The organism is Microbulbifer sp. HZ11 (assembly GCF_000708675.1).
Classification (GTDB): domain Bacteria; phylum Pseudomonadota; class Gammaproteobacteria; order Pseudomonadales; family Cellvibrionaceae; genus Microbulbifer.
The window spans coordinates 1,730,909-1,754,939 of the sequence record NZ_JELR01000002.1 but is presented as its reverse complement, the minus strand read 5'-3'; the positions used below and the strand labels follow the sequence as shown (position 1 = coordinate 1,754,939).

The following is a 24,031-nucleotide window of genomic DNA, read 5'->3' as shown; positions in this document are numbered from 1 at the left end:
CGACGCGGTAACGGAGTGATTGTGGTCAATGCGAAGGCAGAGTGCCGGGGGCGGGTTTTCAGGAGCGTCGGCGACAGGGACGTCGCCGACGCAGCGTACATGGACGTATTCACAGCGGTCCTGAAAACCCGCCCCCGGTGCTCTGCCGCCACTACAGGCAAACAGAACTCCGAACCAATGCCACAGGACTAGCCCCCCTGAAGATACTCAGCAACATGCCGATAAACCCGATCACAAGCCTCGGGCACCAAATTCTCGATATTCAAAAACGCATGTATCATATCGTCAAAGTGCAGATGCTCGGCATTGGCACCACCGGCTCGCACTTTCTTCACGTATTCCACACCTTCATCTCGAAGCGCACAGAACTCCGCGGTGATCACCATAGTTGCAGGCATGTTTTTGGTAAACTCGCCATGCAACGGAGACACCTGGTAGGGATTTTCACCACCTTGTAGATAATTTTCGAAGTACCAGAGAATTTTTTCTTTCTCCAGTAAATAGCCACGGCCGTTTTCTTCAATAGACGGCGCCTGCATGGTGTAGTCGAGACTGGGGTAAATCAAAACCTGTGCATCGATGGTGTGTCGCTGGTGCTGCAAAATTCGCGTGGCGGTAGCGACCAAGGCACCGCCGCCGGAATCGCCCATCAGAATCCAGCGCCCATTGTGGGCAATGTTTTTGCGATCCAGAGTTTCGCCGAGGTTGCGCACCACACTGATCAGGTCATTGAGTGCTGCCGGGTAGGGATTTTCCGGAGCCAGACGGTACTCCACGGAAACTACAGTGCGCTTGCACACGTCGGCAACACGGCGGCAGATTGGATCGTAAACCGAGACGCTGCCGGCCATATGGCCACCGCCGTGGCAGTAAATAATGGATGCACCTTCGGTCGCATCCTCCGGCTGATAGATACGAACAGGCACGGAATATTCCCCACCCTTTACCACCGTATCCGCCACTGCCATTTCCGGGCCTGGCTCGACAAAATTGCGAGTCAGGTTGGCGAGGCTTTCACGGGCGTTTACCGGAGTCGCTTCAAAACCCGCGGCCTTCAACTGCGCAACCTGGGCGTTTACCGCAACCAGCCACTCGGCCAGTTTGGGTTCAAGCTGTCGCATTGTCCGCCTCCAGGTTTTCCATTTCGGGTTTCTTGCCACTTTCCGGTAGCAGGAAAGAGAACACAAACAGAGAGGCGGAGCAGGCCACCGCGAAGTAGGCGGCGGTTGCCGGTTCGCCGGTGATATCCGCAAGCAGACCGGCACCGTACATCAGCACGGTTTCCACACCGTAGGAGATGGACCAGAACATGGCGAAGGTAACGGTGATTTTTGCCGGGGTCATTCCCGGTAACTCCTGCGGCAAAGTCACGAGTGCGGTCATTGGCAGGAACATGCAGAAGCCGGCAAGGGCCGCAGCGGTGTAGGCGATGATGGGGTCACGGCTGGTGACCATCAGGGCCGCGAAAATGACCAGGGCGAGACCGCCAAAACGCAGTACCGGCAGGCGCAGCGGGAAACGCTTGGTGACGATAATACCGGCCACGGTGCCCACCATGCCGGCGGCGATCATGACCGCAGACAGGTGGTGGCTCGCCACCGCGAAGCCGTCGATCAGCGGGAAGAGTGCGAATACCGCGATGTAGCAGAAAAGAACACCGCAGTAGGCCAGAGGCAGCCACCAGTTAAAGCCTTCCTTCGCGCCCTGCTTGAAGCCGTATTCTTCCGCGGGCTTGTCGCCACCGCCAGATAGCGAGAAGTTCTCCGCGGTCAGCCACCACAGCACGCCCAGTGCCAGCACCATCACACCGTACAGCACCACCACGGATTGCCAGCTACCCAGCCAGCTCAGCAGGGTAGTGGTGGTCAGCAGGGCCAGTAGGTTGCCGGTATTGAAAGCGGCAGCGTTGATGCCGTTGATCAGCGGGCGCTCTTCGGCGGCGAAATAGTGCAGAACCACCGGTGCGAAATACACGATGGCCAGGGCGCCGCCGAGACCAAGGGCCAGGCGCGACATCAACCAGCCGCCGTAGCTACCCGCCAGCGCACCGAAACCGCCGGCGGCAATCAGGATGATGGCGATGGCAAAGGCGCGCTTGGCACCGAGGCGCATCAGCAGTGCTGCAGCCGCCAGGTTACCGACGATCTTGGCAATGGTGATGACGTTGCTGCCCCAGGTGGCGTTGGCGAACCCTTCCTCACCGAAGGACGACTGGATCGCCGGGGTGAGAATGGCCCCCGAGACCCAGCTTGCGGCGAACAGCGCGTAGGCGCTGAACATGAGTATTTCCAACAGATATTTCTTCATTTGTTCTTCACCGCTTTGTTCGCCTGAAGGGCAGGCGAAAAACTATTTTCGTTATTCAATGACAGAGTGCTTGCCCCTCACCCCCACCGCTATACGACCTTGGTCGCAGGCTCCGCTGGTTCCCGCACGCGGGTTTTCTGCCGTTGCTGCAGTAGCGCACGCAGGGCCGCCGGACGCAGGGGTTTTTGCAGGAACTGCCAGCCGGCGTTCTGCGCGCGGGTCTTCACGGTGTTGGTGTTTTCCGCAGAGATGATCACGCAAGGCACTTTATGAACACCCCCTCCACCCCAGCGCGACAGTAGCTTGGCGGCGAGATCGATGCCGTTGTCACCGTCATCCAGGTGGAAGTCCATCAGCAGCAGATCCGGCTCCTCCGCGGCAAGCGCCTCGGTGCGATTGCGCGCGCAGCGCACGGTGCAGCCCCAGCCGCCGAGCAGAGCACTCATTGCTTCCAGAATCGACGGCTCGTTATCCACACACAGCACAGTCAGATCCAGTCTGGCGCCGCGGCCCGGTACGGTCGCTGTGACCGGGCGCGCATCCGCGCGGGCGGTGGCGCGTGGCAGGCGCACACGGAACACACTGCCGCGCCCGGGGACCGACGACAGACTGATCGGACTGTTGAGCAGTCGGCACAGACGTTCCACCGTGGCGAGACCGAGCCCGTAGCCGTGCTGGCGCGCGGTGTTGTCCGGGTCCTGGGAAGTCAGCCGGCAGAATTCGCGGAAGATCGCCTGCTGTTGTTCGCGGGCGATACCTTCACCGGTATCCCACACCTCCAGGGAAATATCCGCACCGCGCTTGCGCGCCGCTACAAATACCCCGCCGCGGGCAGTGTATTTAACTGCATTGTCCAGCAGGTTCTGCACTACCCGGCGCAGCATCTTCTCGTCACTGTGCACCCACAGGTGACAGCGGCGATAGCGCAGGCGGATACCGCGGCTGCCGGCGGCAACCCGCGCCTGGGCCACCGCATCGTCGAGAATGCTGTCGAGGGAAACCGGCGCGAAGCTGGGGCGGATGTCCCCCGCGTCCATGCGCGCGATCTGCAACATGTCGGTAATCAGTTGCTCGGCGGAGGCCAGCGCGCGGTCGGCGCGGGTAAGCAGCTGCCGGCTGTTGTCTTCCAGCGGGTGCGCGGCGAGGGCGTCGATAAACAGTCGGCTGGCGTTCAGGGGCTGCACCAGATCGTGACTGGCAGCCGCGAGGAAGCGGGTCTTGCCGGCACTGGCCGCCTGCAACTCCCGGTTCAGCTCCTGCAGTTCGTCGTTGACCGTCTCCAGTTCCGCGGTGCGGTGCACCACCTTCTGTTCGAGGGAATTGCGGATCTCGGTGAGCTCGCCGAGGGCGCGCTGGTAGTCGGAAACGTCGGTATAGGTCGTCACAAAACCGCCGCCGGGCAGCGGGTTACCGCGAATTTCCAGTACCGTGCCGTCGGTGCGGTTGCGCTGCACCCGGTAGGCAGTGCCATTGCGCAGGTGCTCTACCCGCTTCTGCACATGCTCTTCCACATCACCGGGGCCGCACTCACCGCGGCTCGCGTTGTACCGCACCAGCTCCGCCACCGGACGCCCCACGTAAATCATTTCCGCGGGATAGTGGAACAGCTCCAGATAGCGACGATTCCACGCCACCAGATTGAGGTTGGCATCCACCACTGAAATGCCCTGATCGATATTGTCGATGCTGCTCTGCAGCAGGCCGCGGCCGAACTGGTAAATATCCGATGCCTGCTCCAGCTCGTCGGCGGCGCTCTCCGGCTCCCCCAGCTGGCGAACCAGGCGCTGAGCACTGGTACTGCCGACGATCCCGGCAAGGATTTTTTCCACCGCCTCACGGTAGCCGAGAGAAGTGTCCGCAGCGCTTCGGGCAGCAGCTCCACCCTCGCCACTCTGCCCCAGGGATGACAGCGCGCGCGCCGCGGCATCCTCACCCACAAAACGCGCAAGCAACTGACGCAAGCGCGCCTTGTCCACCGGAGCGGTCTGCACCGCAGCGCCACCGGGCAGCCAACGCGCCTGGAGCAGGGAAACCCCGACCAGGGTGAGGCCATTGAGACCCAGCCCGAACACACAGCTGGTGGTTAGCGCATGCCATTCCAGTCCCAGCGCCAGGGCGATCAGATCTGTCTGCCCCAGAGCCGCCGGCAGCGCAGACAGCGCCCACACAAAAGCACCGACCAGCAATCCCACAATCACCCCCGCCGCCCGCAGCTGCGGCCAGCGGGAGGGCCAGGACACCGCAGCAGTCATCGCCGGTGCCAGCTGTGCCGCCAGCGCCAGAGACAGTAATCCGAAGGTTCCGAGGCTCACACCGGAGCCGATCAGCTCGCTCACGCCAAATGCGGCCAACATAAGCAGCCCGATAATGGCACGTCGCACCCGGCGCAGGTCACTGCCCAGGGCCACGCCGGCCGGGCGCTGCTGCAGGCGCTTCAGCCACAGAGGCACCACCATGGTGTTCGCAATCATGGTGGACAGGGCAATGGTGGCGATGATGACCATGCTGGAGCCAGCGGAGAGCCCGCCAATAAACGCCAGTAGTGCGAGCCAGGGTGCACCGCTCTCCAGCGGAATACCCAGCACGAAGCGCTCGGCATTGGTGTAGGTATCCGGCAACCACAGCAAGCCGCCGTAACCCACTACCAGCACCGCGACAGATACCAGCGCCAGATATACCGGGATCAATTTGCGCACCGGCCCGATATCCCGCTCGCCGTCGCTCTCAATCATCAGGATATGGAACTGCCGCGGCAGACAGAAGATGGCCGCCATCCCCAGCACCACCACCGCAAAATACCCCGTATCTGCAGGTCGGGACTCGGCAATGGCCGCCACCCGCTCACTGCCCAATGCGCTGCGCGCCAGGTCGGCAGTACCATCAAACGCGGAGTAGAGGACGAACCACGCCACCGCCACCAGCGCACCGATCTTCACCAGTGCCTCGAATGCCACCGCCAGCAGCATGCCATTGCGGTGCACCGAGCTGTCGATATGGCGGGTGCCGAACAGCAGGGCAAACAGACCCAGGGTGATGCCCACCACCGCGGTGACCACCGAGGCACTGGTTTCCGTTGAGCCCTCGCCCGCCTGCGCCAGCAGCAGAAAACTGTCCGCCACCGCGCGCAACTGCAGGGACAGGTAGGGAACAATGGCCACTACTGCCAGTAGCGCTACCGCAGCCGCCAGCCACTGGGAACCGCCGTACTGGGCGCTGATAAAGTCGGCAATGGAGGTGGAACCCTGCTGTTTGGACAGGCGCACAAAGCGCATCAACAGGGGGGCGCCAAAGACCAGCATCAGGCAGGCACCGACAAAGGTGGGCGGCAGCAGCCAACCCTCGCTGACGGCCTGGGCGGGAACACCAAAGAACATCCAGGCGCTGGTATAGGTACCGGCGAGCGCAAGCAGCAGGGGCTTCACCGGGCGGATACGCCCGACCGGCAGCCGATCCCCCCAGAAGGCGATGGCAAACAGCAGCAACAGGTAACTCAGGCCCACGGCGGCCAGTAGGGTAAGGCTGAACAATTGGCGCCTCATTCATTATTTTGTTTATTATGGACAGAGTAACTGATAGTGCGTTTTTTGTCCTGCTCCACGGGTATAACCATCGTCATACCTTGGTCTAGCAGGCAACCCCAGCCGCAGCCGATACAGTGCAGATCCGAAACTTAGAAAATAACCATAAACCGGTGATCGGAGAGAGCCATGCGCAATCCAATAAAATTCAACCCTCTGGCCGCAGGCATCATGCTCGCCTGCGGTGCATCCCTCGCCCACGCAGACCCCCAGCTGGAAGAAGTGACCGTGACCGCGCAAAAACGCGAGCAGTCCATGCAGGAAGTACCGGTGGCGGTAACCGCAATCAATTCTGACCAGCTGATGCAGAACGGTGTGAGCGACCTGACCGATATTCAGAAACTATCCCCCAATACCACCCTCCAGGCCAGCCGCGGCACCAACTCCACCCTGACCGCGTTTATTCGCGGCATCGGTCAGCAGGATCCGCTGTGGGGCTTCGAGCCGGGGGTCGGCATCTATATTGACGACGTGTATGTGGCGCGCCCACAGGGTGCCGTGCTGGATATTCTCGATGTTGAGCGGGTGGAAGTGCTGCGCGGGCCTCAGGGTACTCTTTACGGCAAGAACACCATTGGTGGTGCGGTAAAATATGTCACCAAGAAAATGACCGGCGACACCGAGCTGAAAATTGGTGGCGGCCTGGGCTCGTACAACCAGCGTGACCTCAAAGTCGCCGGCTCCACAGCCATCTCCGATACGGTCAATATCGGCGGCGCCATCGCCAGCTTTCAGCGCGACGGTTACGGCGAAAACGTGGTAACCGGAAAGGACCAGTACAACAAGGACATTATTAGTGGCCGTATTGCTGTGGAGTGGAACCCCTCCGAGGCGGTATGGGTACGCTTAGCCGGTGACAAGACCGTAGACGAATCCGCATCCAAACACGGTCATCGTTTCGCTCCGGGTCTCGGAGGCGAACCCGTTCTGGACAGTATCTACGACACCGAATCAAATATGACGTCGGACAATCTGGTGGAAACCAGCGGTGTTTCCCTGATTGCCGAATGGGAGATGTCCGACAGCGTCACCGTAAAATCGATCACCGCCTATCGCCAGGGGGAAACGGAAACCGCGATTGATTTTGACAGCACTAGTCGTCCCGACTTTGACGTTCCAGCGTACTACGAGGACGATCAAACGACTCAGGAATTCCAGCTGATCTGGCAGGGTGACAACGCCGACCTGGTGAGCGGTCTTTACTATTACACCGGTACTGCTGCGGGTGCTTTTGACGCGGTGCTGGGTTATATCAACCTCACTCAACAAGTTGCCGGCTCTGTTGATACCACCAGTCTGTCTGCCTACGCCCATTACAACTGGCAATTTGCGGAAGCCTGGAACCTGAGTGTCGGCGGGCGCTACACCAAAGACGAGAAAGATGCTGAAGTCTTCAAGGCAAACTTTGCTGGCCTCTACAGCCCACTGTTTGCCGACAAGTACAACCCGGGACAACCGGCAGCGGTATTCCTCGGGGCACTGACGGACTACCAGAACAGTGACAGCTGGGGACAGTTCACCCCACACCTCGGCGTCGACTTCCAGGTAAATGATGACGTTTTGCTGTACGCCAAATACAGCGCGGGCTTCAAGTCCGGCGGTTTTGATATGCGCGGCGATGCCAGCACTCTGCCTTCCACGGTGGACGGGTTTGACCCGGAAACCGTAGACACCTACGAGTTCGGAGTGAAGTCTGATCTGTTCAATAACCGCTTGCGCCTGAACGCAGCCGCATTCCGCGCCGACTATGACGACATGCAGGTCACTATCCAACAGCTCAATCCCGGTGGCGGTTTCTCCAGTGCGGTATTGAATGCCGGCCAGGCGCGTATTCAGGGTCTGGAGCTTGAAGCCACTCTGGCAATGACGGATAACCTGCTGGCGAATTTCTCTCTGGGCCTCGCCGACACCGAATTCGTCGAATTTATCTCCGGCGGTGTCGATGTGTCCGACGAGCGGGATATGCAGAATACCCCGGACACCACCGCCATGTTCCAGTTGAATTATTCGGTACCCATGGGCAATGGTGGGGAGCTGGTATTCCTGCCTACGATTTCCTATCGCGCAGACACCCAGATCTTCGAAACTCCCAGCATTCTCGATCAGGAGGCCTACACGCTGGTTGACATGACTGCCACCTACTACAGTGCTGCTGGCAACTGGAATCTGGGCTTGGCAGGTAAAAACCTGACGGACGAAGAGTACCGGGTTGGTGGCTACGGGTTTGGCGGTGCCTTTGACACTGGCTTCTACGGCGCACCCCGCACTATCGCACTCACAGGTAGCTACAACTTCTAAATAGCGTCGCTGTCCTCTTCATAGATATGTGCATTGCATGATTCATGCTTAGTCATCACACGTTCCACTTGGGGGCCCTCGGGGCCCCCTTTTTTATTGGTCATAGGGCCAACTTTGCGTTCCGACGGTCGCGCATTTTTCCTTGACGGCGCAGGAATTATTAAATTGGCGGCAAAATTCACACTTTGGCGGAAACCTCTTCTAATCTGAAAGTGAGGGCGGTAGTGAAGCCGCTTTTGAACCAGCCATCGAGGTATCCGCGTGCAGAAATTGAGTAGTATTCTGCTGACGGCGGTCATAGCGACAGGAGTTGTTGCCGGTTGTACTACAACCGCGCCCACGGAAAACCATACAAATCGCGCTTTCAGTAGCGCTGTTCCCCCACATATGGACCCAGCCCATTTTTCCGTGCGGTCCTCAGACAGAAGGCCGCGCACCAGCAGCCGCGAGGCACCGCGCTCGCTTAACGTCAACGGCACCCGCTTCCGCTGCTTCGAGCAAGAGCTCGATTCCAAAGTGGTGGTGCGCTGCGTGCGTCAGTCGTGACACCCGTTTGATCTCCCCGCGGGCCCTGGCGCCCGCGTTCTCCTCACACCGTGACCATTTCCGCCACAAGCTGTCGCCAAAATCCACTCGCGTGAGCAACGGGTGACTAAGCTTGGTCTATCTACACGGACGTGGGAAGGAGACGCACGAATGAAAAAACTGCTACCGGTATGGCTCTTTGGGCTCGCCCTGGTGGTTGCGGGGTGTATGAATATGGGCGGCAAAGACTCAGGCCCCACCCAGACCCCCGGCAGCGTCAGCAGCGTCTGTGGCGACAAGTGGGAAATGCGCCTGCTGCGCATCAATGGCCAGGCCGTCCCCGTCGACCAGCCGCAGGAATTCACCTTTCTATGCAACAGTGGTGGCGAGGCCATGGGCAAGAGCGGTATCAATACCTACCGCGGCGCCATGCAGATCACGGCCAATGGCCAGATCCTGTGGGATACCGGCAGCTTTGCCTCCACAAAAATGGCCGGCCCTCCACAGCTGATGGAACAGGAAACCCAGTACCTGAGTGCTCTGGCGAGTACCACTCAGGCATTCGTGAAAAGTGGCGGTGGCCGCCTGATTCTGCGCGATGCCTCCGGCGACCGGTATATCGAGTACATCAAGGCAGGCAATTGAAGACCGGTAATTTGCCCGCCTGAGTCACAGATCTCCCCCGCGCTTTGCGGTTTAATACCGCAAACGGCCACCGGAAAGACCCGATGTACTTCTCGCACCGCTCGCTATCCACGCCCATCCATGGTGCTCCTCGCACACTTGGCGCGCTGCTCGCCGGGCTTATTCTGAGCTCGGCACTCAGTTCCGGCTGCTCATCCACACCTCAACCGCTTTCCGCCAGCCAACCCATGCCACCCGGCGATATTTGTAACTATCAATGGATACTGCATGGGATCAGCGTGGACGGCCGCGAACAGAAATCCCGCCTGTTCTGGCAGAAAATGGTCCGCGACCGCCCCTACCTCACCTGCGACAAGCTGGGCTTCGTGCGCGGCAGCGCCGGTTCCAACCCCTATCTCGGCAAATTTGACCTCGCCGACAATGGCGCCATCGAATGGGTCAAGGCGCCGAAAATTTCCCGCATGGTGGGCCGCAAGGACAGCAGCGAACTGGAAAAGGACTTTCTGAAGGCGCTGCCGCGTATCAACCGCGCCAGCGTTGAGGGCGACATACTGACGTTGCAGGGCGGCGAAGGTACTCGAATAGAATTCAAACAGACCGGTGAATTGCCGGGCCCTTCCCACTGATCATACCCATCCCATACCAGTGAATAGCTGGGAATCCGATGAAAGTAATCCAATGAAAAAAGGCGGCCATAGGGCCGCCTGAAGAACCATTCAAGAAGGGGCTCGGCTCACAACTGCGAGCTCGAGTCCAATCCTCCAAGTGGAGGTACTTCCAAACTCGGAAGCAAAAATCACCAATAAATATTGGTGCGATGCAAAGAGAGAAGAACAACGAAAACAAGTCAGTTGCGCGATGAAACAACCGGACAAGCAAAATTTCGTTGTGGGAGTACTGTAGTTGTCTAACGTGACAAACTGATTACGAAACAGGAAGTTTTCCCATTGCCCGGTAACTTTTTAACAGCGCCACGGAGGCCAGGAGGGAGAGGACATCACGGGCGGGAGCGACGCTGGTGCTGCTCCAGGTTCTGCTGGCGTTTACGCTCGCTTTTCCGCAACAGGATATAGGTTGCTCCCAGGCCGCCGTGCTGCTTCTGCGCACTGTGAAATGCGAGTACTTGGTCCAACTGCGGCAGCCACGCATTTACGCAACTCTTCAGCATTGCCGGGGTCTTGCGCCCCTCGCCTTTACCATGGGTAACCAGGGCACAGCGCACATCGGCTTCCACGCAATCCCGCACAAACTGATACAGCGCGCTGCGCGCCATTTCCACGGTGTGGTTGTGTAAATCGAGGCGGGCATCGACGGTGTACTTGCCCAGGCGCAGATTGCGGTAAACCCCGTTCTGTACGCCATCACGCTTGAATTCGATGGGATCGAAAGGCTCTACCGGCTCCACGTATTCGCCGCCAAGTGGGTTTAATTCGCGGTAGGTTTGCGCAGTGGCGGCCTCGCGGCGGGCACGCTGGTTGATGGGATCTTTGGTCGCTTTCTTGAGCGCCCGTTGGCGCTGCCCGGACGGCAGGGGTTTTACATCCCCCAGAGCACCCATGGCGCCGCGAAAGTCATCCAGTTCAGTCTTATCCACAGCTCCCCCCGGTTACCACAAGTGCCGAGCCCATCAAGGATCGAGAAACAGATCCACCGCCAGGTCACCGGCCTTGGCGGGATTGTGCGTATATTGGGTGAAATCTTCCACCCCCCGTTCATGTAGCAGGGTTTCGTCGACCAGTTGGGCGCCGTTGAGGCCCTGGTTTTCGGTGATGAGCACTTCATAGGCCGCATCGGCCATGACGATGGGTTTGCGGCTCTGCTCAAACATCTCCCGGTTACCCACCGCAAATTCGATCGCGGCGGTGGCCACCAGGGTCCGCGGCCACAGGGTCGCGACACTGATGTTGGTTTTGCGCAGCTCTTCCGCCAGTCCCATGCTGAGGATGGTCATACCGAATTTGGACAGGGCGTAAGGTGCAAAAGGTCCGAGCCAGCGGGGCTCGAGGTTGAGTGGTGGTGACAGACTGAGGATATGCCCGCGTTCCGACTGCTTGAGATAGGGGATGGCGAGGTGAGACGTCAGGTAAACCCCGCGGGCATTCACGTCCATCATCAGGTCGTAGCGCTTGGGTGGCGTGGCCTCGACGTTGGTCAGGTTAATGGCGCCGGCATTGTTGATGACCGCATCGATACCGCCGAAGGTGTCGGCGGTTTTCTTGAGGGCGTCTGCCACCTGGTCTTCTTCACGCACATCTACCTGCATGGGCAGGGCCTTGCCTCCGGCGGCTTCAATCTCTTCGGCCACGGAGTAGATGGTGCCGGGGAGTTTGGGGTGGGGTTCGGCAGATTTTGCGGCGATGGCGATATTGGCGCCGTCGGCGGCACATTTGAGCGCAATGGCACGGCCGATGCCGCGACTGGCGCCAGTGATAAAGATGGTTTTGCCCTTGAGGACGCCAGTGTTCTTGGTGAGAGTGGTGAGAGTGATCGGGTCGGTCATGGGCGCTCCTCGGTCTCGGATGATTTTCAGCCTACAGATTACGGGGATCTTCGACCACCGCGGGGCAGTAGATATCCTTGAAGGCCTGCGGCATGCGCTTGGGTTTGCCGCTGGAGAGTTCGATACACACCATTTGCCAGGTGGCCCGCAGGATCAGGGCCTGGTCACTGGCGCGGTAGATCTGGAACTTGCGGGTCATGTTGATGCGGCCGTCGACCACGGTGAGCCAGGTGCCGATCAGCAGCTCGTCGCTCTCCTTCGCCGCCAGTATATAGTCGTATTCGGCCTGTCGAATGGCCATTCCCCGATCCATAGACTGGTAGTTGCTGACGTCGAGACCCAGTTCGACACTGTGCGACCAGGCGGCGCGCTCACACCAGCGCACGTATTCGGCGTTGTTGGCGTGGTGCAGGCCATCGACGTGTTCTGCATCGACGCGGACTTTGTAGGTATAGGGTTGGGGCAAGTCCCACTGCATATCTTTTCCAATTCATTGGCGGCGCTGCTGCCGGGTGCAACTGTGCGAGACACGAGCTAGGCGCCCCCCCTCAACCCATCCCTGGGGGCTCTGCAAAAACACCCTGTTTTTGAAGGTCTCACACAGTTGCACCCGGCAGCAGCGCCTTCGCATCAAAGTTCGCGTAACTTAACAAGCTCAGCATCCGTGAAACATTACGTCAGACACAAAAAAGGCTCCCTCAGTCGAAACCAAGGGAGCCTTTTTCAGAGTCACTGATGCTTAAGCGTCAGCCTTCTCACCACCTTGCTCAGCGGCTTGCTGTTGCGCCTGCTGCAGAGCGGCGGCGAACAGGGCGTCGAAGTTGATCGGCGGCAGCATCAGGGCTGGGAAGGAGCCCTTGGTGACGACGTTGTCGACGACTTCCCGTGCATACGGGAACAGGATGTTCGGGCAGGCGGTGTTCAGTGCTTGAGCCAGCTGCTGACCTTCCAGGCCTTTGATACCGAACAGACCGGCTTGCTGTACTTCCACCAGAAAAGCGGTCTCGCCTTCGACCTTGACGGTGATGGTCAGGGTCAGGGCCACTTCGTACAGATCTTCATCAATCTTGGCAGTTTTGGTGTTCAGTTCCTGAGAGACTTCCGGTTTCCACTGCTTTTTGAAAACTTCGGCGCCCATCGGGGTCTCGAAGGACAGGTCTTTCAGGTAGATGCGCTGCATCGCGAATTGTACTTGTTGTTGATCTTCGCCGTTTACCGCAGCGCCGTTTTGTTCTTCAGCCATGTTACAAGCCTGTTCACTCAATAATGTTTGTAATTGCCTTCCCTGATAGAAGACTCCCTGTATGGGTACTTCTAATGGGGGCCTCGAAATGCCCTTTCAAGGCACATTTGGGAAAATTCTTCGACCGCGCGGGACCTTCTACGCCAGCAGGGTGTCCAGCTCGCCACTGCGCTCGATGGCCATCAGTTCATCACAGCCGCCCACGTGGTGATCGCCAATCCAGATCTGCGGCACGGTGTGGCGGCCGGCTTTGGCGGCCATTTCAGCGCGCAACGCCCGGTCACCGTCCACAGAAATCTCCGTGTAGGGGACATTTTTGTTGTCCAGGAGATACTTCGCACGGATGCAGAAGGGGCAGTAGCGGGTGGTGTAGATAACGACGTCTTTCACGACCGATAACCTCTTTGCGTCACTTGATTCCTGTACTTCCGGCACGGTAGCTGACGAGACAGCAAGCGCCGTTATCCCTTGCCTTTGACCAGTGGCAGTTTCTGGTTGGCCCACTCGGACATACCGCCTTCCAGGCGACGCACAGTGTAGCCGGCTTTCTTCAGCAGGCGACCCGCGGGTCCCGCGTGCTGACCCATTTTGTCCGCGAGGATGATGGTCTTCTCTTTATAAGGTGCCAGCTCACCCATGCGCCCTTCGATCTCGCCATGGGGAATGTGGATGGCGTCCACAATGTGCCCAGCGGTAAAGTCGGATCGGTCGCGCAGGTCGACGACCCGGGCACCGTCACTGTTGATCAGCCGGGTGGCCTCATGGACCGATGCGGGCTTGCCCGCTTTAATACGTTCAGTGATGGCCAATGTGTAGATCAATGCCACCAACAGACTCACCAGCAGCCACTGCTCGCTGATAAAGACGAAAAAATCCACTTCGCCCCCGAAATTTCACAAATTGTTGTTTTGATACGGCCAACCGCTGACTTGACGGTCGCCCCGCTTGCCCCGCCCAGAGTAACGCTCTCATAAGCTATGGCGTGAAGGCCGCGCAGTATACACGATGATGGCCACTTCTTAATCAGCCAATTGCCCAGTGATCTGGCGGCCCAATCAGGGCAATAGCTGGGCAAATACTGACCTCGAGGGTACAAACAGGTTAAAATCCGCCACCTGCGGTAGTGCACCCCCAAAGTTTTCGCGTTCTGGCAATGACGCCGGAGGATATTCCGGTAGGTCTCTCTGCATTCGAGTGGGCCAGTTACCGATTACGCAACCCGACACACCAGCTACTACGAACACCCAACACAGGAATTCCAATCCCATGGCATCCGAGTCTTCGCCCAAGCGCCCCCTGGTACTATTGATTCTGGACGGCTTCGGCCACAGTGAGCACAGCGAACACAACGCCATCGCCGCGGCCAAGAGCCCGGTGTGGGACCAGATCTGGGCCAGCCGCCCGAAAACCCTGATTCACACCTCCGGTATGGCGGTGGGCCTGCCTGAGGGGCAGATGGGCAACTCGGAAGTGGGACACATGACCCTCGGCGCCGGCCGCGTGGTGTACCAGAATTTCACCCGTATCAACAAGGCGATCGAGGACGGCGATTTCTTCAAGAACCCGGCTTACACCGCCGCCGTAGACAAGGCCATCGCCAGCGACGGCGCCGTGCACATTATGGGCCTGGCCTCCGAAGGCGGCGTGCACAGCCACGATGATCATATTGTGGCCATGGCCACTCTGGCCGCCCAGCGCGGCGCCAGGGCAGTGTACATCCACGCCTTCACCGACGGCCGTGACACCCCACCGCGCAGCGCGGAAACCCCGCTGGCACGCCTGACCCAGGTGTGCGATGCCCTGGGCACCGCGCGTATCGCCACCATTGCCGGCCGCTACTTCGCCATGGACCGCGACAACCGCTGGGAGCGCGTGCAGCCGGTCTACGACCTGATCACCCAGGGCAAAGCCGAGCATCGGGCCGACTCCGCCCTGGCCGGCCTAGAAGCGGCCTACGCCCGTGACGAGAACGACGAATTCGTCGCTCCCACCCTGATTGGCGAACCGGCGCCACTCAACGATGGCGACGCCCTGATCTTTATGAACTTCCGCCCGGACCGCGCGCGCCAGCTGACCCGCGCCTTTACCGAAGCGGACTTCGACGGCTTCGAGCGCACCGCCACACCGAAACTGGCGGACTTCGTAATGACCACCGAATACGCCAGCACCATCGACGCCGCCTGCGCCTTCCCGCCGGAGGCGATGGCGAATTCCTTCGGTGAGTACCTGCAGAACCAGAACAAAACCCAGCTGCGTATCGCCGAAACGGAAAAATACGCACATGTGACCTTCTTCTTTAGCGGAGGCCGCGAAGAGCCCTACAATGGCGAGGAGCGTATTCTGGTCAAATCCCCGGATGTGGCGACCTACGATCTGCAACCGGAGATGAGCGCACCGGAAGTGACCGATAAGCTGGTCGCGGCCATTGAAAGCGGCAAGTTCGATGCGATCATCTGCAACTACGCCAATGGTGATATGGTGGGTCACACCGGTGTATTCGAAGCTGCGGTTAAAGCGGTAGAAGCGCTGGACGGCTGCGTGGATCGCGTCACCAAGGCGGCACTGGCCGCCGGGGGCGAGGTGCTGATCACCGCCGACCACGGCAACGTGGAAGAAATGTTCGATGCCGGTTCCGGCCAGGTAAGTACGCAGCATTCCACCCTGCCGGTACCTTTTGTGTATGTCGGCGAACGCAATGTCACCATGCGCGATGGCGGCAGCCTGGCGGGCGTGGCCCCCACCATGCTGGCACTGATGGGTCTGCCGCAGCCACAGGAAATGAACGGCGAACCGCTGATCAAAATCAACTGATTGCAATGCGCCCGCTTTGCGGGCGCGAGCCTAAAGCGAGATTAAGCTGACACGATGAAGCCCTTGAGCAAAACGTTTTACGGGATGGTCCTCACCGCACTGATGTCGCTGGCACCCGCCTGTCTCGCGCAGACAGGCGATGAGCAGCAACAGGCGCGACTGGCGGAGATCAAGCAGCGTATCGAGACTCTGCAGCAGGAGCTGAATCAGGTCAAAGGCGAGCGCGACCAGCTGCTGAAGGACCTGGAATCCAACGAGAAAGACATCTCCGAGCTGCTGCAGCGGATCGACAAGATCAAATCGGACATGCAGTCCCGTGGCGAAAAGCTGCAGGAGCTCAAACGGGAAGAGCAGCAGTTACAGGAATCCCGGCGAAGTATGCAGCGGCGGGTCGAGCAGGAAGTCGCCGCCGCTTACCGACTCGGACGCCAGGAGCAGATCAAGCTGCTCCTCAACCAGCAAGACCCTCAACACATCGCTCGCCAACTCCGCTACCACGACTACTTCCTCAAACAGCGCAGCCGCGTTATCGAAGACTACGTATCCACCCTTGATCAGCTCGCCACCGTCAGTACAGGTATTGAACGGGAACAGGATACCCTCGCCCGCGAACGCGACCAGCTGGAAGAAAAGCGCCGCGCCCTGGTCAGCGCTCAGAAGAACCGCCAGCGCACCCTAGACAAACTGGCCAGCCAGCTCGCCAGTAAAAGCGGTGAACTGGACCAGCTCAACAGCGACCGCAGTCGCCTGCAACGGCTGGTGGATGAAGTGGGACGCGCCATTGCCAGTCTGATCAACCCCAGTGATGATACGCCTTTTGCCAAACAGCGCGGGCGCATGCAGTGGCCAACCAGTGGCCGCCGTGCCAACGCCTTTGGTCAACGCCGCGCCAATGGCATCACCTGGACTGGCGTCACCCTGCGCGCTAGTGAAGGCGCCCCGGTGAAAGCCATTCACCGCGGGCGTGTGGTTTTTTCCGATTACCTGCGCGGCCAGGGCATGCTGATCATCCTCGATCACGGCGACGGCTATATGAGCCTCTACGGCCACAACCAGTCTCTCACCCGCGCCATCGGCGAATGGGTGGAACGCGGTGACACCATTGCCAAAGTGGGGAATACCGGCGGCATGAGCCAGCCCGGGCTCTATTTTGAAATCCGCCGCAACGGCAAACCGCAGGACCCCACCGCCTGGTGCCGGGGCTAACTTCACCGGTACATTTCCCACCCCCGCGAGAGGCGCCCTCCCTAACATATTTCTGCTTGCGGTTTTACCGTCCGCTCCCCACACCAGTTCTAATCTCCGCCAACTTCAGAGCTCTGCATCTGCGCCGGGTCTACAATTTCTGTTGGAAAGTAACGATAAATGCCAAGGACGTGCAGATTATGTTCACCCCCAAAATGCTCGCTCGCCTGATTGGCGTCGCAGCACTCACCGCTCTGCCGCTGATGGGACTCAGCCAGGCCGGTCAACTGGATACCAGCGATGATCGCGTTTCGCTGGAAGCCGAATCCCGCCTGCCACTGGAGGACCTGCGCAGTTTCGCCAAGGTTTTCGAACAGATCCGTCGGGGCTACGTCGAAGAAGTCGACGACAGCACCCTGCTGGAGTTTGCCATCAAGGGCATGTTGCAAGGGCTGGATCCGCACTCCTCTTACCTGGACAGTCGCTCCTTCACCGACCTGCAGGCGAACACCACTGGTGAATTTGCCGGCCTGGGGATCGAAGTCGGTATCGAAGACGATTACATCACTATCATCACCCCCATGGATGACACCCCCGCCGAACGCGCGGGATTGCGCGCCGGTGATGTCATCCTGCGCATGTCCGGAAAATCCATGCGCGGCGTCAGCCTGGATGATGCGGTGGAAAAAATGCGCGGCCCAGTAGGCTCACCGGTGACGCTGACCATCGGACGCAAGGGACACAAGGAACCGTTCGATGTGACGCTTAAGCGCGACAAGGTGCGGGTCTACAGCGTGCGCGGCGAAATGCTCGAAGACGGTTACGGCTATCTGCGGATCAGCCAGTTCCAGCTGGACACTGGCGGTGACCTGGTACGGGCGATGAACAAGCTCAAGAAACAGGGCGAGCTCAAGGGCCTTGTGATCGACCTGCGCAATAATCCCGGCGGTGTGTTGCAGTCGTCCGTAGAGGTTGTCGATGCCTTCCTGGAGGAGGGCCTGGTGGTGTACACCGAAGGCCGCAATGAATCCTCCAATCTGCGCTATTCCGCCAGCCCCGGTGATCTCAGTAAAGGCGCGCCGCTGGTAGTACTGATCAATGACGGCTCCGCATCTGCGGCAGAAATCGTCGCCGGCGCACTGCAGGACCACCGTCGCGCCGTGGTGATGGGTACCGACAGTTTTGGCAAAGGCTCGGTACAGACGGTCATCCCGATCAACGACGATCGCGCCATCAAGCTGACCACAGCATTGTATTTCACTCCCAAGGGCCGTTCGATCCAGGCGCAGGGTATCAAGCCGGATATCACCGTGGAACGGGTGCAGGTGACCCGCATGGACGGCCGGGCACGCACTACTGAGGCAGACCTGGCCGGCCACCTGGGCAACGGGAATGGCGGCAAGGAAAGCGGTTCGGAAGATCGCAAGCGTGCAAAAGCCGATCAGGACGATTGGTACAGCCGGGATAATCAGGTTTTTGAAGCACTCAATGTGCTCAAAGGACTCAACCTGTATGTCCGTCGTGTACCCGGCGAAAGCGGCGAAAAACGCACTGCCGAAGCAGAAGAGCGCAAAGACAAGGTCGCCCGTGTGCGCCCGGAAGACCTCTGACCCGCCCTGCGTATTTCAAGGCACCGAAAAATATAACAACCGGCGCCCCTGACCTTCGAGCGAGCTGACCGATAGCTAGACTTGAAACAGGGCCGTCGGTTTTCTTTTATCGGTGTCCGCAAATCTCAGATATGTGAACAGTTCAACGTGGTATAGCAGTAGCGAGGGTGTCCATGCAGCAGTATCGTCGTGGAGAAGAGGGATCGAATATTCCCCCTCGGTCAGATCGTTTTTACAAGCTGGGGGACGATTGGTATTTCAATGCCCGCGGCGGCAAGACCTTCGGTCCTTACTCGTGTAAAGCGGAAGCCAAAAAGGCTGCGACACAGTTTCTGAGCCCTGCTCAGAACTACGCCGGAAATGTACGACCATTCGGCAGCCTGCGTGCACGTCGCTGGCACAGTGCAAACCGGTTCTAAAAAAAATGCCAGGGAGGGAACCTGGCATTTGAGAATTTCGAAGGTACTAAATAGTTACTACTGGAGACAGCCTGATAAGCCCGGATTCAGCAAATCCTTTTGCCGAACAACTCACTCCAACTCCATTGAAGCGCCGGGGCAGGTAGTGCTACCGTCAATGCAAAGAAGCAAATCAAGCTGCTTATTAAGTAAAGCGCACCCCAGCGCACGCCCTGATACTATTCGCTACCCGGGCAGATACTAACCGCATGAATTTCCGGCCACCATTCCCGGCATGCAATCGCGCCGGGAAGTCCCGGGGGCACAGGCCAACACCCACTCAGCGGGCTTCACCACGCAAACCCGCTACCCATGCCAGTCCTTTGGCATCTCGTCATTTCTGAAACCGGAGGTGACCCGTAACCCCAGGACTTATTTGATTCAACCGAAAAGGCTATTCGTACGCCAATACTATCTGCTGTACGGGCCGGTGTTATTCGCGACTATCGGATCGCACAGTCTGAACGGCTAACGTATCTGCTCGGTAACTTTCTCTCGAACGTCTGACGGAGAGAGACCAAAGCGGCGTTTGAAGGCGCGGTTGAACCAGGCCAGATTGCTGAAGCCCGCGTGGTAAGCAAGGGTGGAAATGTAGTCCCGCACCTTGGCCGGGTTGACCAGCTGCTGATACACCCAATCCAACCGAATGGCATTGAGATAATCAGTAAAAGTGAAGTTGAACTCCCCAAAGATCTTGCGCAGATACTGGGGCGAAATATTGAAGTGGCGAGCCACAATATCTGCGCTGAGCTCCGGATCGAACATACGCAGATTGATGTAGTTGCGCATGGCCTGATACCGGGCGTATCGTACACCTCGATTACCTGCCGCCACTTCACTATCGCTATCAACCCCGAGTACCAGGGCCGCCAGATCCATAATCTGGATTTCGGCGAGCTTCGCGGCAGAGTCTGACAAATCGTCTCTGGCGTGATACAGGTTTTTCAAATAGCCGAGAAGCAGCTCAAATGCGCTAGCGTCGCGAGGGCGAAAACTCTTGCCTATCACCCGATCCGGCGCGGCGAGCCGACTCTCCAGAAACTGTTTCGGCAGGCCGATACTGGTAACAAAGTGAGCCCCCTCATTCCGGCTCACATAGGGGTCTTCCAGTGGCAGCAAATACAGTTCCCCTGGCGTACAGAACTGTTCACTGCCGCCACCAGAGGCAATACCCGACACGCCCTGGCGCGGAATCACTAGCAACATGGAATCGTCGCCGTCGGCAATATGCGTGTGGGTACGCCAGGCGGTGTGATCCACCAGAAAAGAGTCTGCCACCACCGTGCGGGGGAACGCGCGGACCACGACGTTTACATCCAGCTGTTCGTCGCCAACGTCCACATCCAGGCCACACAGTGGCGCATAGGTCTCCGCCAGCGCCGTGCGGCGTTCGCTTTCGGAATAATCCTGCGAGTTGAATCGAAAATAGCCCATAACGAACCAGCCAGTTACCCGACCGTTATTTATAGCACTATTCTCAGAGAATGCCGGAAACGCTCAGCACAAAGCCCAGAACTGATGAGTCAGTCACATTTCTGCAGATAACCGTCGCCGGTAACCGCATGCGGCTATAAGCGCATCTCAATCCCGGCATCCTGCATAAACTGCTTGGCCTCTCCCACGGTGTATTCACCAAAGTGGAAAATACTCGCGGCGAGCACCGCATCGGCGCCGCCCTGTAAAACACCGTCGGCCAGGTGCTGCAGGTTGCCCACACCACCAGACGCAATCACCGGTACGGAGACCGCATCGGAAATGGCGCGAGTCAGGGCCAGGTCAAAGCCGTTTTTGGTACCGTCGCGATCCATGCTGGTCAGCAGGATTTCACCAGCGCCATAGCTGTCCATTTTCTTCGCCCACTCCACCGCGTCGATTCCGGTGGGCTTGCGCCCGCCGTGGGTGAAGATTTCCCACTTCGGCTCTTTGTCATTTCCAACCTGCTTGGCATCGATGGCGACAACGATGCACTGGCTGCCAAAGCGGTCGGCGGCTTCGCGCACGAAGTCAGGATTGAATACCGCGGCGGAGTTGATCGCAGTCTTGTCCGCGCCGGCATTCAGCAGGTTGCGGATATCCTGGAGCTCGCGCACACCGCCGCCAACGGTAAGCGGGATAAAGACCTGGGAGGCCATTTTCTCCACGGTGTGTAGGGTGGTGTCGCGACCTTCGTGGGTGGCGGTGATATCGAGGAAGGTGACTTCGTCGGCACCGGCTTCGTTGTAGCGCCGGGCGATTTCTACCGGGTCACCGGCATCGCGGATATCGACAAAGTTGACGCCCTTGACCACGCGGCCGGCGTCGACGTCGAGACAGGGAATAATGCGTTTGGCGAGGCCCATGTTGATATCCCGATTACCTAATGTCAGTTACTTGGTCCAGTTATCGCACAGTGTCTGCGCGGCGCGCAGGTCGAGCTTGTCTTCGTAGATGGCGCGCCCGGTGATGGCGCCGAAGATTTCAGTCTTGTCGTCGCCGGCTTCGAGCAGTTTTTCGATATCTTCGATGCAGCTGACACCGCCGGAGGCGATGATGGGGATCTGCACGGCACGGGCGAGGTCCATGGTGGATTCCAGGTTTACCCCCTGCATCATCCCGTCGCGGGCGATGTCGGTGTAGACAATGGCACTGACACCGCAGTCCTGGAATTCTTTGGCGAGTTCGGTGGCCTGCACGTCGGAGACTTCGGCCCAGCCTTCGGTGGCGACGAGGCCGTCTTTGGCGTCCAGGCCGACGATGATGTGGCCTTCGAATTCACGGCAGGCTTCTTTGACCAATTTGGGATTCTTTACCGCAGCGGTACCGATAATGGTCCAGCTGACGCCGGCGGTTAGGTACCACTCGATGGTTTTCAGGTCGCGGATGCCGCCGCCGATCTGTATGGGGAATTGCGGGAACTGGCGGGCGATGGCGTTGACGGCGTCGCCGTTGACGGGGTTGCCGGCGAAGGCGCCGTTGAGGTCGACGATGTGCAGGCGTTTGGCGCCCTGGCTGAGCCAGTGTTCGGCGGTGGCGACCGGGTCGTCGGAGAAGACGGTGGCGTCTTCCATTTCACCCTGGCGCAGGCGTACGCACTCGCCGTCTTTCAGATCAATGGCTGGGATTACGATCATTTTGGTTAACTTCCTGTTTCCAGCTGTATTCGTTTCGGAGTTAGTTGCTGCCGTTCCAAGAGACAAAATTCGTTAATAGCTGCATACCTGCATCCGCGCTCTTTTCCGGGTGGAACTGGGTGGCGAAGATATTGTTGCGGGTGACAGCCGCGGCGAATTGCACACCGTAGTCGGTCTCGCCGGCGACGGCGTCATTGCCTTCGGATGGCACATAGTAGCTGTGCACGAAATAGAAGCGACTGCCGTTCTCGATACCTTTCCACATGGGGTGGTCGATTTTCTGCTGTACGCGGTTCCAGCCCATATGTGGGACTTTCAACCTTGCGCCGCGGGCGCCAATCGCTCCTTCATCGTGCAGGTCGGTGCCGAAGAATCTGACCGGCTGCGGGAAGATGCCCAGGCAGTCGACGCCGCCGTTTTCTTCGCTGCTGGCCATCATGATCTGCATGCCCACGCAGATGCCAAGGATGGGCATACCGGATTCGATGCACTGGTTCAGCAGCGGTACGAAGCCGGGGCGAATGAAACCTTCTACGCAGTCGCGGATGGCGCCGACGCCGGGGACGATAAGGCGGTCTGCGCCTTCGGCTTCCTGCGGGGTGGTGGCGAGGACGACTTCGTCACCGGGGGCGACCTTTTTCAGGGCGCTGGCGACGGAGTGGAGGTTGCCCATACCGTAGTCGAGGACGACGATCTTTTGCATGCTCATTCCCGCCTTACAGTACGCCCTTGGTGGAGGGCATGGCGCCTTCCATGCGCGGGTCCGGGGTCAGGGCCATGCGCAGGGCGCGACCGAAGGCCTTGAATACGGTTTCGATCTGGTGATGGGCGTTGAAGCCGCGGATGCAGTCGATGTGCAGGGTCACCAGGGCGTGATTCACGAAGCCCTGGAAGAATTCGTAGAAAAGTTCGGTATCGAAGTTGCCGATGCGCTTCTGGGTAAACGGCACATTCATGGTAAGACCGGGGCGCCCGGAGAAGTCGATGACGACTCGACTGAGGGCCTCGTCCAGGGGCACATAGGCGTGGCCGTAGCGGGTCATGCCTTTCTTGTCGCCGATGGCCTGGTTGATGGCCTTACCGAGGGTGATGCCAATATCTTCCACCGTGTGGTGATCGTCGATATGCACGTCGCCGTCGCAGGTGATATCCAGATCGATCATGCCATGGCGGGCGATCTGGTCCATCATGTGCTCGAGGAAGGGAACGCCGGTATCGAATTTACCGGTGCCTTTGCCGTCGAGGTTTAGGCTGACCTGGATCTTGGTTTCCAGGGTGTCGCGGTTGACGCTGGCGGTGCGCATGAGGTCTACATCCTTGATTGGAGAGAGGAGCGGGCCCTTTAGCCGGCTCCTGAGACAGAAGGCGCGAATTATACGCTCAAACGCGGTGGATTTTGGATGTTAGTGTCAGATGAAACTTGATTCACTGCGGAGATCAAATATCATACGCCCCATGAATATATGCTCCCGCCACAAGACCCCTGTCTGGGTCAGCTTTGTGCTGCTGCTCGCGCTGATGCTCGCGCAGCCGGCGCTTGCGGAGCATATTCATATCGATGAGCAGGCCCACGCCATGTGCGACCTGTCCAACAATCACACCCCTGCGCCCGCAGGCAGTGAATTTACCTTCGAATCCACCGATCTGGCACCGCTGTATATCGAACAGCAGGCCCCCGTAGCCCTCGATTGCCAGCCGGAACGCCAGTCTGCCCGCGGCCCGCCCGCACACCTGCCCCTCAGCTAATCGCACTCGCTGCTA

22 protein-coding genes are annotated in these 24,031 nt (G+C 59.1%); 8 read left to right on the top strand and 14 right to left on the bottom strand.

The genetic code is table 11. From position 1 onward, the window contains the following. Positions 1-188: 188 nt before the first annotated feature. From AU11_RS15045 to AU11_RS15035, 3 genes are all read right to left on the bottom strand, one after another. Positions 189-1,121, bottom strand: coding sequence for an alpha/beta hydrolase (locus AU11_RS15045; RefSeq protein ID WP_043320084.1), 933 nt, complete (start codon positions 1,119-1,121; stop codon positions 189-191). Next, positions 1,108-2,307 (bottom strand): MFS transporter, encoded by a 1,200-nt coding sequence (locus AU11_RS15040; protein WP_043320083.1) that lies wholly within the window; start codon positions 2,305-2,307, stop codon positions 1,108-1,110. Before AU11_RS15040 ends, AU11_RS15045 begins: the two co-directional genes overlap by 14 nt. Positions 2,308-2,396: 89 nt before the next feature. Beyond that, on the bottom strand, positions 2,397-5,834 hold the full coding sequence (locus tag AU11_RS15035) for a PAS-domain containing protein (RefSeq protein ID WP_051687292.1): 3,438 nt from the start codon (positions 5,832-5,834) through the stop codon (positions 2,397-2,399). Positions 5,835-6,014: 180 nt separating this feature from the next. On the opposite strand from AU11_RS15035, the gene AU11_RS15030 reads away from it, so the two are divergent. From AU11_RS15030 to AU11_RS15020, 3 genes are all read left to right on the top strand, one after another. Further along, positions 6,015-8,183 (top strand): TonB-dependent receptor, encoded by a 2,169-nt coding sequence (locus tag AU11_RS15030; RefSeq protein ID WP_043320081.1) that lies wholly within the window; start codon positions 6,015-6,017, stop codon positions 8,181-8,183. Positions 8,184-8,879: 696 nt separating this feature from the next. Further along, entirely contained in the window at positions 8,880-9,353 is a 474-nt protein-coding gene (locus tag AU11_RS15025; RefSeq protein ID WP_043320080.1) for an META domain-containing protein, read from the top strand. Between the two features lie 83 nt (positions 9,354-9,436). After that, positions 9,437-9,979: an META domain-containing protein gene (locus AU11_RS15020; protein ID WP_081848146.1), complete on the top strand. Its 543-nt coding sequence runs from the start codon at positions 9,437-9,439 to the stop codon at positions 9,977-9,979. A gap of 371 nt (positions 9,980-10,350) precedes the next feature. Here AU11_RS15020 and smrA read toward each other — a convergent pair whose 3' ends face one another. The 6 genes from smrA to AU11_RS14990 form a co-directional block, all read right to left on the bottom strand. Further along, on the bottom strand, positions 10,351-10,947 hold the full coding sequence (gene smrA, locus AU11_RS15015) for a DNA endonuclease SmrA (RefSeq protein WP_255343227.1): 597 nt from the start codon (positions 10,945-10,947) through the stop codon (positions 10,351-10,353). Between the two features lie 33 nt (positions 10,948-10,980). Beyond that, the gene (locus tag AU11_RS15010; RefSeq protein WP_051687291.1) at positions 10,981-11,853 is read right to left on the bottom strand and encodes an NAD(P)-dependent oxidoreductase; all 873 of its coding nucleotides are present in this window, start codon (positions 11,851-11,853) and stop codon (positions 10,981-10,983) included. Between the two features lie 31 nt (positions 11,854-11,884). Continuing rightward, on the bottom strand, positions 11,885-12,331 hold the full coding sequence (locus tag AU11_RS15005) for a thioesterase family protein (protein ID WP_043320078.1): 447 nt from the start codon (positions 12,329-12,331) through the stop codon (positions 11,885-11,887). Positions 12,332-12,592: 261 nt separating this feature from the next. Continuing rightward, on the bottom strand, positions 12,593-13,096 hold the full coding sequence (gene secB / locus AU11_RS15000) for a protein-export chaperone SecB (RefSeq protein WP_043320077.1): 504 nt from the start codon (positions 13,094-13,096) through the stop codon (positions 12,593-12,595). Between the two features lie 138 nt (positions 13,097-13,234). Further along, positions 13,235-13,486, bottom strand: a complete 252-nt coding sequence (grxC, locus tag AU11_RS14995; protein ID WP_043320076.1) for a glutaredoxin 3 — start codon at positions 13,484-13,486, stop codon at positions 13,235-13,237. Between the two features lie 71 nt (positions 13,487-13,557). After that, positions 13,558-13,974 carry a rhodanese-like domain-containing protein gene (locus AU11_RS14990; protein WP_043320075.1) on the bottom strand — a complete coding sequence of 139 codons (417 nt, stop codon included), beginning with the start codon at positions 13,972-13,974 and terminating at the stop codon, positions 13,558-13,560. Positions 13,975-14,362: 388 nt separating this feature from the next. Between AU11_RS14990 and gpmI the strand changes: the two genes are divergently transcribed. The 4 genes from gpmI to AU11_RS14970 all read left to right on the top strand — a co-directional run bounded on the left by gpmI (position 14,363) and on the right by AU11_RS14970 (position 19,121). After that, positions 14,363-15,907, top strand: a complete 1,545-nt coding sequence (gpmI, locus tag AU11_RS14985) for a 2,3-bisphosphoglycerate-independent phosphoglycerate mutase (protein ID WP_043320074.1) — start codon at positions 14,363-14,365, stop codon at positions 15,905-15,907. Positions 15,908-15,970: 63 nt separating this feature from the next. Continuing rightward, complete coding sequence (locus AU11_RS14980) at positions 15,971-17,113, top strand: murein hydrolase activator EnvC (RefSeq protein WP_231491960.1); 1,143 nt, start codon at positions 15,971-15,973, stop codon at positions 17,111-17,113. Positions 17,114-17,292: 179 nt separating this feature from the next. After that, complete coding sequence (locus AU11_RS14975) at positions 17,293-18,702, top strand: S41 family peptidase (RefSeq protein WP_043320072.1); 1,410 nt, start codon at positions 17,293-17,295, stop codon at positions 18,700-18,702. A 173-nt stretch (positions 18,703-18,875) separates the two neighbouring features. After that, positions 18,876-19,121: a DUF6316 family protein gene (locus tag AU11_RS14970; RefSeq protein ID WP_043320071.1), complete on the top strand. Its 246-nt coding sequence runs from the start codon at positions 18,876-18,878 to the stop codon at positions 19,119-19,121. Positions 19,122-19,628: 507 nt separating this feature from the next. On the opposite strand, the gene AU11_RS17870 is transcribed toward AU11_RS14970, so the two are convergent. The 5 genes from AU11_RS17870 to hisB form a co-directional block, all read right to left on the bottom strand. Further along, on the bottom strand, positions 19,629-20,594 hold the full coding sequence (locus AU11_RS17870) for a helix-turn-helix domain-containing protein (RefSeq protein ID WP_051687290.1): 966 nt from the start codon (positions 20,592-20,594) through the stop codon (positions 19,629-19,631). Between the two features lie 134 nt (positions 20,595-20,728). Next, a complete protein-coding gene (gene hisF / locus AU11_RS14950; RefSeq protein WP_043320067.1) occupies positions 20,729-21,499 on the bottom strand; it encodes an imidazole glycerol phosphate synthase subunit HisF in 771 nt (256 codons plus the stop codon). 27 nt (positions 21,500-21,526) lie between these two features. After that, positions 21,527-22,270: a 1-(5-phosphoribosyl)-5-[(5-phosphoribosylamino)methylideneamino]imidazole-4-carboxamide isomerase gene (hisA, locus tag AU11_RS14945; protein WP_043320066.1), complete on the bottom strand. Its 744-nt coding sequence runs from the start codon at positions 22,268-22,270 to the stop codon at positions 21,527-21,529. A 40-nt stretch (positions 22,271-22,310) separates the two neighbouring features. Then, positions 22,311-22,973 (bottom strand): imidazole glycerol phosphate synthase subunit HisH, encoded by a 663-nt coding sequence (hisH, locus tag AU11_RS14940; protein ID WP_043320064.1) that lies wholly within the window; start codon positions 22,971-22,973, stop codon positions 22,311-22,313. A 13-nt stretch (positions 22,974-22,986) separates the two neighbouring features. Beyond that, positions 22,987-23,574: an imidazoleglycerol-phosphate dehydratase HisB gene (gene hisB / locus AU11_RS14935; protein WP_043320063.1), complete on the bottom strand. Its 588-nt coding sequence runs from the start codon at positions 23,572-23,574 to the stop codon at positions 22,987-22,989. Between the two features lie 151 nt (positions 23,575-23,725). On the opposite strand from hisB, the gene AU11_RS14930 reads away from it, so the two are divergent. Next, on the top strand, positions 23,726-24,016 hold the full coding sequence (locus AU11_RS14930) for a hypothetical protein (RefSeq protein ID WP_043320062.1): 291 nt from the start codon (positions 23,726-23,728) through the stop codon (positions 24,014-24,016). The last annotated feature ends 15 nt before the right edge of the window (positions 24,017-24,031 follow it).

Coding starts and splice junctions, on each gene's coding strand:
- AU11_RS17870 (WP_051687290.1), bottom strand. CDS start 20,594: ATGGGCTATTTTCGATTCAACTCGCAGGATTATTCCGAAAGCGAACGC.
- AU11_RS15045 (WP_043320084.1), bottom strand. CDS start 1,121: ATGCGACAGCTTGAACCCAAACTGGCCGAGTGGCTGGTTGCGGTAAAC.
- AU11_RS15030 (WP_043320081.1), top strand. CDS start 6,015: ATGCGCAATCCAATAAAATTCAACCCTCTGGCCGCAGGCATCATGCTC.
- AU11_RS15010 (WP_051687291.1), bottom strand. CDS start 11,853: ATGACCGACCCGATCACTCTCACCACTCTCACCAAGAACACTGGCGTC.
- gpmI (WP_043320074.1), top strand. CDS start 14,363: ATGGCATCCGAGTCTTCGCCCAAGCGCCCCCTGGTACTATTGATTCTG.
- AU11_RS15040 (WP_043320083.1), bottom strand. CDS start 2,307: ATGAAGAAATATCTGTTGGAAATACTCATGTTCAGCGCCTACGCGCTG.
- hisB (WP_043320063.1), bottom strand. CDS start 23,574: ATGCGCACCGCCAGCGTCAACCGCGACACCCTGGAAACCAAGATCCAG.
- AU11_RS15025 (WP_043320080.1), top strand. CDS start 8,880: ATGAAAAAACTGCTACCGGTATGGCTCTTTGGGCTCGCCCTGGTGGTT.
- secB (WP_043320077.1), bottom strand. CDS start 13,096: ATGGCTGAAGAACAAAACGGCGCTGCGGTAAACGGCGAAGATCAACAA.
- AU11_RS15020 (WP_081848146.1), top strand. CDS start 9,437: ATGTACTTCTCGCACCGCTCGCTATCCACGCCCATCCATGGTGCTCCT.
- hisH (WP_043320064.1), bottom strand. CDS start 22,973: ATGCAAAAGATCGTCGTCCTCGACTACGGTATGGGCAACCTCCACTCC.
- hisF (WP_043320067.1), bottom strand. CDS start 21,499: ATGGGCCTCGCCAAACGCATTATTCCCTGTCTCGACGTCGACGCCGGC.
- hisA (WP_043320066.1), bottom strand. CDS start 22,270: ATGATCGTAATCCCAGCCATTGATCTGAAAGACGGCGAGTGCGTACGC.
- AU11_RS15005 (WP_043320078.1), bottom strand. CDS start 12,331: ATGCAGTGGGACTTGCCCCAACCCTATACCTACAAAGTCCGCGTCGAT.
- AU11_RS14930 (WP_043320062.1), top strand. CDS start 23,726: ATGAATATATGCTCCCGCCACAAGACCCCTGTCTGGGTCAGCTTTGTG.
- AU11_RS14975 (WP_043320072.1), top strand. CDS start 17,293: ATGTTCACCCCCAAAATGCTCGCTCGCCTGATTGGCGTCGCAGCACTC.
- AU11_RS14970 (WP_043320071.1), top strand. CDS start 18,876: ATGCAGCAGTATCGTCGTGGAGAAGAGGGATCGAATATTCCCCCTCGG.